The 12,887-nt window shown below is 63.5% G+C and carries 12 protein-coding genes; 3 read left to right on the top strand and 9 right to left on the bottom strand.

What is annotated here, in order from left to right; translation table 11 throughout:
- Window positions 1–73 precede the first annotated feature (73 nt).
- The 3 genes from AC1PLU_RS10070 to AC1PLU_RS10060 all read right to left on the bottom strand — a co-directional run bounded on the left by AC1PLU_RS10070 (window position 74) and on the right by AC1PLU_RS10060 (window position 2,179).
- Window positions 74–745 (bottom strand): nuclear transport factor 2 family protein, encoded by a 672-nt coding sequence (locus tag AC1PLU_RS10070; protein ID WP_481108351.1) that lies wholly within the window; start codon window positions 743–745, stop codon window positions 74–76.
- A gap of 278 nt (window positions 746–1,023) precedes the next feature.
- Window positions 1,024–1,314, bottom strand: coding sequence for a hypothetical protein (locus tag AC1PLU_RS10065; RefSeq protein ID WP_006452612.1), 291 nt, complete (start codon window positions 1,312–1,314; stop codon window positions 1,024–1,026).
- Window positions 1,315–1,690: 376 nt separating this feature from the next.
- A complete protein-coding gene (locus AC1PLU_RS10060) occupies window positions 1,691–2,179 on the bottom strand; it encodes a pyridoxamine 5'-phosphate oxidase family protein (RefSeq protein ID WP_481093378.1) in 489 nt (162 codons plus the stop codon).
- 457 nt (window positions 2,180–2,636) lie between these two features.
- On the opposite strand from AC1PLU_RS10060, the gene AC1PLU_RS10055 reads away from it, so the two are divergent.
- Together AC1PLU_RS10055 and AC1PLU_RS10050 are read left to right on the top strand one after the other, a co-directional pair.
- Window positions 2,637–3,776 (top strand): putative acyl-CoA thioester hydrolase, encoded by a 1,140-nt coding sequence (locus tag AC1PLU_RS10055; RefSeq protein WP_481108498.1) that lies wholly within the window; start codon window positions 2,637–2,639, stop codon window positions 3,774–3,776.
- Between the two features lie 572 nt (window positions 3,777–4,348).
- The gene (locus AC1PLU_RS10050) at window positions 4,349–6,019 is read left to right on the top strand and encodes a diffusible signal factor-reguated family 28 glycoside hydrolase (RefSeq protein ID WP_481108350.1); all 1,671 of its coding nucleotides are present in this window, start codon (window positions 4,349–4,351) and stop codon (window positions 6,017–6,019) included.
- Between the two features lie 630 nt (window positions 6,020–6,649).
- Here AC1PLU_RS10050 and AC1PLU_RS10045 read toward each other — a convergent pair.
- The 6 genes from AC1PLU_RS10045 to efp all read right to left on the bottom strand — a co-directional run bounded on the left by AC1PLU_RS10045 (window position 6,650) and on the right by efp (window position 11,674).
- Complete coding sequence (locus tag AC1PLU_RS10045) at window positions 6,650–7,339, bottom strand: phytoene/squalene synthase family protein (protein WP_481108349.1); 690 nt, start codon at window positions 7,337–7,339, stop codon at window positions 6,650–6,652.
- 28 nt (window positions 7,340–7,367) lie between these two features.
- A complete protein-coding gene (locus AC1PLU_RS10040) occupies window positions 7,368–8,033 on the bottom strand; it encodes a phosphoglycolate phosphatase (RefSeq protein ID WP_115040169.1) in 666 nt (221 codons plus the stop codon).
- A gap of 115 nt (window positions 8,034–8,148) precedes the next feature.
- Complete coding sequence (ubiG, locus tag AC1PLU_RS10035) at window positions 8,149–8,868, bottom strand: bifunctional 2-polyprenyl-6-hydroxyphenol methylase/3-demethylubiquinol 3-O-methyltransferase UbiG (protein WP_115040320.1); 720 nt, start codon at window positions 8,866–8,868, stop codon at window positions 8,149–8,151.
- 29 nt (window positions 8,869–8,897) lie between these two features.
- Window positions 8,898–10,235, bottom strand: coding sequence for a TRZ/ATZ family hydrolase (locus AC1PLU_RS10030; RefSeq protein ID WP_481108348.1), 1,338 nt, complete (start codon window positions 10,233–10,235; stop codon window positions 8,898–8,900).
- A gap of 18 nt (window positions 10,236–10,253) precedes the next feature.
- Complete coding sequence (locus AC1PLU_RS10025) at window positions 10,254–10,976, bottom strand: PA3715 family protein (RefSeq protein WP_481108347.1); 723 nt, start codon at window positions 10,974–10,976, stop codon at window positions 10,254–10,256.
- Window positions 10,977–11,107: 131 nt separating this feature from the next.
- Complete coding sequence (efp, locus tag AC1PLU_RS10020; protein WP_006450332.1) at window positions 11,108–11,674, bottom strand: elongation factor P; 567 nt, start codon at window positions 11,672–11,674, stop codon at window positions 11,108–11,110.
- Between the two features lie 103 nt (window positions 11,675–11,777).
- On the opposite strand from efp, the gene epmB reads away from it, so the two are divergent.
- Window positions 11,778–12,806, top strand: coding sequence for an EF-P beta-lysylation protein EpmB (gene epmB, locus AC1PLU_RS10015; RefSeq protein ID WP_481108346.1), 1,029 nt, complete (start codon window positions 11,778–11,780; stop codon window positions 12,804–12,806).
- The last annotated feature ends 81 nt before the right edge of the window (window positions 12,807–12,887 follow it).

Below are 12,887 nucleotides of genomic sequence, written 5' to 3'. Positions count from 1 at the left end.
TGTATTCGCTTGAGTACTTTCGAACGCAGCCGGCGAAGCATGTCTGTGCCCATTCTTCGCGCGCAGCAGGATCTTAGCGCATGGCACGTTCGCTGACGACGCCGTTTTCATACACCACCAACGTTTTGGAAAGTCCGTCGCCGTTGGTCTCGAAGTCGAAGCGCAGATCGCGCTCCATCGCAAAGAAACGCGTGGTGGATTGCGGATAGAGCGTGGCGATGAAACTGCCGGCGGTGAGCGTCAGATGATCGCCGGCGACCGCGATCTGAATGATTCCGATGCGAGGCGAGCGATAACGGCCTGCGTAGCGCTGCAGCACCGTGACCGGGAGTGTTGTCGTTCTTGGTGGCGGTGTATACGGCACGGGGCCATGCGCATAACTGAGCACGCGATGCATGCGCCAACGTCCATCGGCAAATTTCCAGACCGTGGTGAAGTCGGCTTGACCGTCCAATCGCTCCGCTTTGTCACGTTCCTGCACATAAAAGCGGTGATGGCCCGACAACATTGCGTAACCGCCGTTGAGCGGATGGAATGCGATGCTGTCATTGAGCGCCTCACGTCGAAGACGCAAGGTTTCGTCGGCGCAGGGTCCCTGACGCAACGACTCGACGACCGCCTCGCGCGAGGTCGTGAGCCCGGTCTTGTCGTGATAGAACTCCACGTCCGCCGTGAGCAGACCCGCAATGGCTTGCATATCGCAGGCGTTGTAGGCCTCCCAGAACGCCGCGTCGGCAGATCGCACCTGGGCTTCGTCCTGTTGAGCAGTCGCACCGCAAGCATCGAACGCAACAAGGACCGATAGAGCCAGTGCCAGCTTGCTGATTCCCATCATCCCATTCCACTGTCCTGAGATTCGACAGTAAAACATCGGTCATCTGGCGGCACGACCCGAAAGTCACCATGCCGCATGGGACGCCCTCAGCTACAGATGGACACGGCCACCGCGGCCACTGACACCCATCCAGGTACCGCGCTAGGCCGCCGAGCATCCGCGCATTACCCGCGCTGGGAGACGAACACTTACTTGAGCGCGCCGTCCTGTGGGTTGCTGGCTGCATACCGACTGGTTCGCAACTCGTTGTCGTGCGGGTGGCGCAACGCATCGCGCACTTCCTCCGGCAACTGATCGACATCCAGCATCACCTTGCCGGAATGCACGTCGCGCACCACCGACACAGGCAGCACAAAATCGCCGCCGTTTTCGATATTGATGACAAGCTCGGCGCCTTCGTTGCGAATATCGCGTATTGCGCCTACGCCGACTTCACCATCGCGCAGGAATACCATCTGGCCAATTTCGATCCGTTGCATGTCGCATCTCCTGGTGGGCACGCATCGCGCAGGCGCGCTAAGCGAGTACCGCCGATCATCGCGCCGCGACATGTTCTGGCGTGGTGAAACATCACGCAGCGCGTTGTGGCGTGGGCAATCGCGTTGTTGTCGGCAGACATGCCGATTGCACACCTATACCCTGCAACCCCAAATCGCACTAGTGAATGCCTGAAAGCCACATAGATGTGACTTTCAAGCGCGGTGTTCAAAAATGCGACACAGACGCCAGGCGGACGCGGCCCGTGCGCATTGCGGCATGTAGCAGCTCCCACATGCCGATCCTGAGCACCATCCGCATCCGCCCGACCACCACTTGCCAGGTTCTGTCAGCCGCACTACGCGCATACGCAAACCCTCAACGCAGCGGGACGTCCGCCACCTTGTCCTGATAGTCCTTCTTCGGATCGACACCGAACAGCACCTTGATACCGGCAAGCAGGCTGGAACCATTGAGCCAGATCTGTGCGTGGTCCGCGTCCAGGCGCAGCAGCGCCAGTTTCGGATCGTCCTTGCCGCCTTCGTACCACGCAGCAACGTGCGGGTTCCATAAGCGATCGATCACCGCAGGGTCAGTGTCTTCGTGCAAGGCGCCACTGATGCTGGCGAACAGATCATGCCCCTTGCTGCTGAAGGCGCCGATGACGCGACGGCCCTGCCCCAGCATCGCGATCAGCGCATTGTCCTTGGAGGTAAAGAACCAGATCGGGCCGCCGCTGTCGCCTTCGATCTGCGCGGTCATCGGGCGCGCATGGCCGTCTTCGACGCCGTCCAGGCCCAGCATCACGGTGCGATCGGATTTGAGCGCCTTCCAGAATTTTTCCTGCAACTCTTTGGGATCTGACATTTCGGTTCCTGACAAGCGCATCTCTACGCGGGTGATTGAGTCTGTAAGCGCGAGCGACCACAGCATGTGACGACGCGCACCGTTGTCTGCACACAACAGCAACGTGCAGTACGCAATACGAATGCGCACGTGTATCGCAGCGCAGCACACGTGGCTCGTTTGCGACGCAATCTCGTCGAAAACCGTGATGCCGCCGATGGTCCTGGACATTGCACCTGGTAGCGAAGCCGGAACAAACGGACACGGCAGTACCATCCCCTCGCTGCTCGCGTGGTGACAACACAGAGGACTCAACCATGGCGATCGACACCCGCCTTCCCATGTCGCGCCATGGCTTCCCCATCCCGCGTGCAAGATTCAGCGTCTGCAGCGTATCGACCTATCCACCGTGCCCTGTTCATGGAGAGCGCCACTCATGTCTGCATTGCCTATCCGCACGAGCTGCATCGCTGCCGCACTGCTGAGTCTTGTCAGCATCGATGCGACTGCCTTGACCGGCACCGCCAGCCGGCCACAACTCACCAGCAGCGAAGCGAGCACCTACACGATTGCCAAGGCGCTGGCCAAGGCCGGGCCGCTCAACGCGCTGGTGACCGACAACTGGAATCCCACTGCAGGCGTTGCATTACTCAGCGCGGATTACGCGGTCGCAGCCGACGGCTCCACGCGCTATCGCACCGTGCAAGCGGCGATCGATGCAGCCGTGGCCGCGGGCGGCACCACGCGTCGTTACATCAGCATCAAGGCAGGTACCTATACCGAGTTGGTCTGCGTGCCGACGGGCGCACCGCCGCTGACCGTGTTCGGCTTGGGCACGAATACCGCAGACACCGTTATCCGCTTCAACAACGCCAATCCCACGCCCAAGCCGGTGGGCACGGCAAGCCACGCCTGTGCCAGCAATGCATCGGCAACCACGGTGGGAACGTCCAATAGCGCAACGCTGACCGTACGCGCTGCCGGCTTTCAGGCACGCCATCTGCGCGTGGACAACAATTATGTCGAAGGCACTTACACCAACAACAACCAGGCGGCAGTGGCGCTGGCAGTGCGCGGCGACAAAGCCAGCTTCGAAGATGTGCTTGTGACCGGCAATCAGGACACCTTGTTGATCAGCGCTACCAACGCGTCCAACGTGATCCGTGCCTATTTCAAGAACAGCACGATCGATGGCGATGTCGATTTCATCTTCGGCTCCGGCGTAGGCGTATTCGATCACGCCACCATCCGCTCCACCGGCGCGCGGCTTGGCACCAGCCGCGGCGGCTACATCTTTGCGCCCAGCACGCGCCCCGGCAGCAGCTACGGCTTTCTGGCGATCGACAGCAACTTCGTCGCCATTTCCGGCTCACCCGACAACAACACCTATCTGGGGCGCGCCTGGGATGAGGGCATCAGCGATCTGAGTGCCTATGTCGATGGCACCTCGCCCAACGGGCAGGTCACGGTGCGCAATTCCACGCTGGGCAGCCATATCCGCAAGACCGCACCGTGGAATGCGTCCACCGCGAGCCGTCCGTACTGCAGCAGCAATTGCGCCAATTCGCCGAACCGTTTTTACGAATACAGCAATAGCGGTGCCGGCAGCGCAGACTGACTCTTCGCGTCAACACGCGGTTCAACGCCGCCATCATCGCCTTTCGGCAGTCCGCGTTGTGGAGCGGCTGATCTGCTGATTCGCTGGAGGGTTCTTGCCCGCCCGCCATCGCGGGACCACGCCGCAAGTACGTCCGTTTAGGCTCTTCTGCGGCATCCATGCCGCAGAAGGTCCCGGGATGACGGGCGGGCAAGGACCGGTGGAAATGGTCGGTGTGCTTGGTTGCGCGCAGTGCGCGTTGCGCGGTTGTCGAGCGCAGCCTTCACATTGCAGGGCATGCGCAACGCATGCCTTGCAACAGGCCGCGTACGGAGCATTGCACTGCACCGATTGCGACAACGCCTGCGTTGCCTTCGGCGATGCGGCGCTGAATTCGCCCATCCGACATCGCGCGCTGGCATGAGAGGCCACGCTTGGTCGTCGATCGCTCCCGATCACACTGTGTAGCGATCGATACTTTGGGCGCGCCAACGGCGCGTGTTTGCAATCGCTGTCATGCGAATGCAACACACCGGCGACGCGCCCGTGACTGATCGACGGCGTTTTTCGCATTCCACTCCCGGAGTCATCCCATGCAGTCTCATTCCCCCTTTCCAGCGCTTGCGCCGTTGACGCTCGCGCTACTCGGTCTGGTGACATACGAAGCCAGCGCCGCACGGCCGCACACGCCAGACGTGGCCGATACCGCGCACAGCATCTCCACCAGTTGGGGCGTGATCCAGCAGCCCACGCTACCGACGCAGGTCTGCGCCACGCTCAAGGCCGCGCTGGTGCCGGTTGCCGGTTCGCTGGATACGCTCGACAACGATCCGGCGCAATCCAAGCGCGATACCGCGCGTTTGCAGGCGGCCATCGATGATTGCCCCGCCGGCAGCGCGGTGCGTCTGGTCACCGGCGATGCCGGCGAGTCGGGCGTGTTGAGCGGCCCGTTGACGATCAAGAGCGGGGTCACGCTGTGGATCGATCGCGGCGTCACCTTGTTCGGCTCGCGCAATCCGCGCGACTACGACAATGGCCTGGGCACCTGCGGCACCGCGACCAGCGACAAGGCCAAATCCTGCAACCCGCTGATCCACGTCGCCGATACCGCCAACAGTGCGATTGTGGGTGCCGGCAAGATCGATGGCCGCGGCGGCAGCACGCTCACCGCCGGACCCAATGCCGGCACCGCCAGCTGGTGGGATCTGGCCTATCTCAACGTCACCAAGGGCCTGAGCCAGCACGTACCGCGCCTGCTGCAGATCGACGACAGCACCGACTTCACGCTGTACGACATCACCCTGGAAAATTCGCCCAATTTCCACGTCACCACCGACAACGTGGTCGGCCTGACGGCATGGGGCATCAAGATTCTCGCGCCCAGTCTGGTCTATTCGCGTCCTGGCTATCGCTGCCCGGCCGGCAGCACGCCTGATGTCAATCCGCATGCGACCTGCTTCACTCCGGAAACAGCCAAGAACACAGATGGCTTCGATCCTGGCCAGTCGAAGAAGGTATTGCTGGCCTACTCGTATATCGGCACCGGCGACGATGGCGTGGCAATCAAGGCGCATGCCAGCAGCAAGCGCAGCATCGCCTCGGAAAACATGCTGTTCGCCTACAACCAGTTCTATTACACGCACGGTTTTTCGCTGGGCAGCGAAACCGATTCGGGCATGCGCCATATCGCCGTGCGCGGCCTGAGCATCGATGGCTTCAACAGCAACGACGTGAACTCCGATCCATATTCTGCCAACGGCTTGCGTATCAAGTCCGATGGCAGCCGTGGCGGCCAGGTCTACGACATCAGTTTCGAAAACGTCTGCATGCGCAGCGTTGCCAGGCCGCTGGTATTCGATGCCAACTACGCCAATGCAGCGGTACGCAACAAGCTGCCCAATTTCAGCGGCATTGCGTTAACCAACGTGCACTCGCTCGGTTCCAAGGCGTTTGGCGGCGGTGAGCTGAGCTTCTACGGCTATCGCGATGCGACCACCACCTTGCCGATCACCCTGTCGCTGGACAACGTGGTGCTGGAAGGTGGCCCGATCTCGTTCGCAAAGCCGCATTTCGGCGGGCCGGCCAGCAATCCGGGCGCAACGCACTTCACCTTCAAGGGCGGCCCGGTGAGCTTCTTCGATCAGCTGTCGGAATCGGTGCCCAACGATGTGCAACTGCAAGGCAAGCCCGGGCCGGGCACACCGCTGCAGTGCAATGACGCCTTCATTGCTTACCACTCGGTATTGCCTGATTCGCCGATCTGAGTTTTTTTAAAGCCGCGCTGCGTGCACTGCCACCAACCATGCGTTGAAACTCGGATGGTCGAGGGGCGCGGTGCCCTCACCGCTCGCGGGACACGCCGCAAGTACGTCCATGTAGGCTCGGTGGCGGCATCCATGCCGCCACACGGTCCCGCAATCGGCGAGGACACCGCACCAGGACGTTGGTCGACTGCTTCCTTAAAGCATGTCCGTTGCTCGGCCTGTGTGGGGAAGATGACCGAACGCGCCGTTATTCAAACAACGGACGTCATGCATCGCTTGCACCATGCACACCGACCATCTCGACTGGCCCTTGCCCGCTCACCGTCGCGGGACCTTACGCGGCATGGATGCCGCGTAAGAGCCTACATGGACGTACTTGCGGCGTGTCCCGCGATGGTGGGCGGGCAAGGGCCTTGCGGCCAAGCCTCAGATCATCCGCTTGACGAGTGATCTACCCACACTCTCTCATCACTTCAAGACGAACGAGATTTCGAGTCATAGCGTAATTAGATGCGATAAGAAGCTTAGTCAGTCAAAGGCATCGCACCGGTTAACGTGGTCGTGGCTGATGGGAACCACAAAACCGGCCGCGCCCAACTGGCAGTGAGCACAGTATTTTGTCCGTCGCTCTTAGTCCGCACCGCTGGCCGCACGCCAGCTATGCCACAGCTGCTGCACCGGCGGTGGATACGCCGCCTTCCCAGCGAGTTCGCGCTGCAAGCGCAAACGTGCCAGCCGCGACCATACCCGATGCGGCCGCGCCAACCCAGGCTTGCGCGGCCAGGCCTGCAACAATTGCGCCCGCCATGCGGCGGTCGTCATGCCGCCGGGCGTTGCGCTGTCACCGGCCACACGCTGACGTGCGTCCAGCCATTGCACCGCCACCGCCGTGGCATCGCCAGGCTGGTTGCGCGTAAACATCACCGCTTCGACTGCAACCACGGCCTCGGCAAAGGCGCGCAAGGTGTCCAGCGCTTGCTGCAACGATTGCGGCGGCACGCGGGCGTCCTGCATTGCGGGCAAGGTGTCGGCCAATTGCGCCCATGGCGCACGCACCGGTTCCAGCACGCGCCCGAGCGGATGCCGCGAGCGCTGCTGCGACCAATCGCGCAGCTCCTGCTGCCACCACGCCAGCTTGGCATCGGCCGGCAACGGGTCGCCGGCGATATTCATGATGTCTTCCCATTCCTGCAGCAAGGCAAACCAGGCGGCAGCCAGTGGGCGTTGCGGTTGCGGAATGAAAGGCTCGGCAACCGACCATTCCGGCCAGCGGGTGCGCCACTTGTCGAGAAAACTGTCGAGAGCGCTGGATTGGCTCATGGCGGGTCCAGAAAAAAACGAAAGAAGATCACGGCTGCGGCCACGTCGCGGCATCCCACAACAGTTGCGGCTGCTCGACCAACACGTCGGCCTGCCAACTCAAGGGATCGTCATCGTGCAACCGATAGCCCCACAACACCGCTACCGATGGCATCGCTGCCGCGCGTGCGGCCAGAATGTCGCGCTCATCGTCGCCTACGTAGACGCACTGCGCAGGCGCAATGCCGATGCGTTCGGCAGCTGTCAGCAATGGCAATGGATGCGGCTTGCGCTCGGCCAGCGTGTCGCCGCCGATCAACACCGCGCAGCGCTGCTCCCAGCCCAGTTGCGGCAAGATCAGCCGCGCCAGGTATTCGGGCTTGTTGGTGACAATGCCCCACACGCACCCCGCACGATCCAGCCGCAGCAGCAATTCTTCGACACCCTCGAACAGCTGCGATTGCGTGCCGATCAAGGCCTCATAGCGACGCAGGAATTCAGGAACCAAGGCATCGCGTGCGTCCGCATCGAGTTCGGCAAACGCAACTGACAGCATCGCGCGCGACCCTTTCGACACCACCGGGCGCAGCTGCGCCAACGCGATCGGCGCACGTCCCCGCTCGCTCAGCATCGCGTTGACGGTGGCAAGCATGTCCGGCGCGCTGTCCAGCAAGGTGCCATCCAGATCGAACAACACCGCACGCGGGAAATTCATAGACGCCCCGCCGCTGGACGGCTGCGTCTCGCCATCCGCAAGGTGGGAATGCGCAGACATCAAGCACGCACCTGCTGTTGCCAATCCCGACTCCCTACTCCCCAATCCCTGCGCGTCACGGCTTCACCGCATAGGCCAGATAATTCACCTCGGTGCGCGACGACAGCCGCGCACGATTGCGCCACGGCTCGTACAGCATGCCGCTGACGTCTTCCAGCTGCAGTTCGGCGCTGCGCAACCACGCCGCAAGTTCCGCCGGCTTGATGAAATCCTTGTAGTGATGCGTGCCCTTGGGCAGCAACCGCGCGATGTATTCGGCACCGACCACCGCCAGCGCGAACGCGGCCGGGGTGCGATTGAGTGTGGACAGGAACAGCTTGCCGCCCGGCTTGAGCAGGCTGGCGCAGGCGCGGATGATCGCGGTCGGATCCGGCACGTGTTCGAGCATTTCCATGCAGGTCACCGCATCGAAGCTGCCTGGCTGCTCGGCCGCTAGGTCTTCCACCGATTGCACGCGGTAATCCACCTGCACGCCCGATTCCAGACTGTGCAGGCGCGCCACCTTGACCAGCTCCGGGGCCAGATCGATCGCGGTGACCTGTGCGCCCAGACGCGCCATCGACTCGCTGAGCAACCCGCCGCCGCAGCCGACATCGAGCACGCGCGCGCCGGCAAGATCCAGCCGCGCGGACACGTAATCCAGACGCACCGGATTCAGCGCATGCAGCGGTTTTTGCGGGCCATCGGCATCCCACCAGCGCGTTGCCAGCGCGGCGAATTTATCCAGCTCGCTCTGATGAAAATTGCCGGAAGTGCTGTGAGTATTCGGATTCATGCGGAGCTCCGTGTTGCGATGACGCGCGCTCAGGCGCGGACGGTGCGGATGCGGTCGCGCCACTGCCGCGCATTGGCGACCAGGGCGGCGATATCCATGTCGACCAGCTCGCGCTGCACCAGTTTGGGCTTGCCGGCGATCCACACATCGGTGACCTGATGGCGGCCGGCCGAATAGATCAGTTGCGACAGCACATGATGCAGCGGCTGGGTCTCCAGTGCAGACAGATCCACGCAGACCAGATCGGCCTGCTTGCCGATTTCGATCGAGCCGATCTTGTCGCCGAAGCCCAGCGCGCGCGCGCCGCCCAGCGTGGCCGCACGCAAGGTGGTGGCCGCATCCAGCGCAGTGGCATCGTTGGCGACTGCCTTAGCCAAAATGGCCGCGGTGCGGTTCTCGCTGAACATGTCCAGATCGTTGTTGCTGGCGCAGCCGTCGGTGCCGATGGCCAGGTTCACGCCGGCACGTTGCAGCGCGCAGGCCGGGCAAAACCCAGAGGCCAGCTTGAGATTGGATTCCGGGCAATGCACCACGCTCACGCCCCGCTCGGCGCACAGATGGATTTCCGCCTCGGTGAGCTGGGTCATGTGCACGGCGATCAGGCGGTCGTTGACCAGGCCCAACCGATCCAGACGCGCCAGCGGACGCTGCCCGTATTGCTTGATCGAATCGGCCACTTCCTGCGCGGTCTCGTGCGTATGCAGATGCACCGGCAGGTCGAGCTGGTCGGCCAGCATGCGCACACGCTCGAAGTTGGCATCGTTCACCGTGTACGGCGCATGCGGCGCAAACGCGGTGCTGATCAGCGGATCGTCGCGCCATTGGTCGTGCAACTCACCGGCACGCGCGAAGTATTCGTCGTCCGACGAGGCCCATGCGGTGGGGAAATCGATGATCACCGCGCCCACCAACGCGCGGAAGCCATGCTGCTTGTAGACCGCCGCCTGCACATCGGCGAAGAAGTAGTTTTCGTTGACGCAGGTGGTGCCGCCGCGCAGCATTTCGGCAATGGCAAGCGTGGTGCCGTCGGCCACGAACTCCGGCCCGATCACCGCCGCTTCCACCGGCCAGATGTGCTGCTGCAGCCACACCATCAGCGGCAGATCGTCGGCAATGCCGCGTAGCAGCGTCATCGGGTTATGCGTGTGCGCGTTGACCAGGCCCGGCATCAGCGCCGCCTCCGGGCGCGAGACGGTCTGCTTCGGCGCAAACCGTGCGCGCGCTTCGGCAATCGGCAGGATCGCCACGATGGCGCCGTTGCTGACCGCCACCGCGTGGTCTTCGAGCACCACCGCATGCGGTTCGATCGGCACCACGTAGCCGGCTTCGATCAACAGGTCGCATGCTTCGGGAGGGGCATTGGTCATGAGCGGATCCATAAAGGGTTAGTTGTCGAACGGCCAGCTGGTATCGCCGCCGGCCACAGGCACATAGCGCTGGCCGTTGTAGCGCAGCACCTGGCGCACGCGACGGGTGCGTTCGGTAATGGTGTCACTGTCAGCTACGCTTTCCGCGGTAGATACGTTGGCTGTCAGCACGATGTCCGCATAGCCGGCATGTGCCTGCGGTGCCATGCTCAGGCTCAGATTGGCGACTTCGGTGATCACATCGCTCTTCCCCACACTGCACGGCTCGCCTTTCACACGTTGCCACGCATAGAGATCGCGTTGCAGTACCGGGCGCAAGCTACGCGCCTCACGCACCAGCAAGGTCAATGCCTGATTGCTGTAAAAATCCGGGCAGCTGGGCCCCTGCGCGGCGCTATGCACCACCACGCCGATCGCACGCACGTCCTTGGCCAGGTCGTAGCGCGCGGTATCCAGACGCAAACTGTCTGCATCGAGTTCGAAGGCGGCGTCCTCACCCATGTCCTGCGCGTAGAACGCCAGCACCTTGCCGCTGGCCGCATCGAGCATGGCCACGCGCAACTCAATGTCGCGCTCGCCAGGCACGGCCTCCGCATCGCCAGCAAATGCGATTGCCGCCAGCCGGATCGCCGCATCGTTCGGCCACGGCTTGCAGGCCTGGGCCACCGCACGCTCGACCGGTACCGTGGCTGCAGCGCCGCCCACGACACCGGAGGTTGCAATGGCCGCAACGGCGGCCACGTCACCGGCGCCGCAGGTTGCGGCAGCCGCTTGCGCAAAGGCCGGGCACGCTGCGAGCGCCGCCCACAGCCCTACCAGGACACCGGCACTGCGTACCGCTCGACCAGGCCAGCGTCCCGGGCGCATCCGGCTTACTTGACGCGCGCCGAGTATTCGCCCGAACGCGTATCGACCTTGATGATTTCGTCCTGGTTGACGAACAACGGCACACGCACCACCGCACCGGTTTCCAGCGTCGCCGGCTTGCCGCCGCCGCCCGAGGTATCGCCGCGCACGCCCGGATCGGTCTCGGTGATCTTGAGCTCGACGAAGTTCGGCGGCTGCACCCAGATCGGCGCGCCGTTCCACAACGTCACGATGCAGTCTTCCTCGCCCTTGAGCCACTTCTCGGCGCCGCCCATGCCGGCCTTGTCGGTCTGCACCTGCTCGAAGGTTTCCGGGTCCATGAAGTGCCAGTACTCGCCATCGCTGTACAGGTAACGCATGTCGGTATCGACGACGTCGGCCACTTCCACATCGTCGGTGGCCTTCATGGTCATTTCGACCACGCGACCGGACTTGATGAAGCGGTACTTCATGCGGGTAAAGGCCTGGCCCTTGCCCGGCTTGACGTATTCGGTCTCGGTGATGACCGCCGGTTCGTTATTGACCAGGATCTTCATGCCGTTCTTGACGTCGTTCATGCCAACAGTGGCCATGGTGCAGCTCCTCGATAAGACCACGACCTGCCACAGGCCGTGGCAGGTCGGATTAGAATGGGGCGCCCGCCGCAACCGGCGGGCATTGGTTTTGTGACCGCACATGATACCCGCAGCCCCCCTCGCCTTACAGCCATCTCCGCCTCCCACCCTGCAGCCGCCCCGCTGGCAGCAGCGGTGGCGCGATGCCGTGCGCGACCCACGCGAGCTACTGGCGCTGCTGGGCCTGGACGCGGCGGCTGCCGGCATCAGCGCAGAGGCAGCCGCCCAGTTCCCGCTGCGGGTACCGCGCGCGTTCGTTGCGCGTATGCGCCGTGGCGACCTGCACGACCCACTGCTGCGCCAGGTGCTGCCGCTGGATGCCGAAATGCGGCTGGTGCCGGGTTTCGGCCTGGATGCGGTCGGCGATGGCGCCGCCAAGACCGCAGACGGTGTGATCCAGAAATACCGCGGCCGCGCCCTGCTGATCGCCACCGGCAGCTGTGCGGTGCACTGCCGCTACTGCTTCCGCCGCCACTTCCCGTACGCCGAAGAAACCGCCGCGCGCGATGGATGGCGCGAGGCGGTGGCCGCGATCGCCGCCGACCCCGGCATCGACGAAGTGCTGCTGTCCGGCGGCGACCCGCTGTCGCTGGCCACCACCAAACTGGCCGAACTCACCGACGCGCTGGCCGCCATCGGGCACATCAAACGCCTGCGCATCCATAGCCGGCTGCCGGTGGTGCTGCCCGAGCGCGTCGATGCGCCGCTGCTGGCCTGGCTGCGCAGCCTGCCTTGGCCGGTGGCCTTTGTGATACACGCCAACCACGCCAACGAATTCGATTCCAGCGTGGACGCTGCCATGCGTGCTCTGCGCGACACCGGCGCGCAACTGCTCAACCAGGCCGTGCTGCTGCGCGGGGTCAACGACAGCGTGGACGCACTGGCCGCGTTGAGCGAGCGCAGCTTCGCCGCGGGCGTACTGCCTTACTACCTGCACCAGCTCGACCGGGTCGCAGGAGTTGCGCATTTCGAAGTGGACGATGCAAATGCACGCGCCCTGCATACCGAATTGGCCACGCGTCTGTCGGGTTATCTGGTGCCGCGCCTGGTGCGCGAGATTCCTGGCGATACCGGCAAACGGCCGCTGTAATCGTCACCGCCGCGTGCACACCCCGTAGGAGCGCCCCTGGGCGCGATGAAGCATTGCCGGTAACGCCCAATCGCGCCCAGG

The organism is Xanthomonas sp. NCPPB 2933 (assembly GCF_056725225.1).
This window is presented reverse-complemented; position numbering and strand designations above follow the sequence as displayed.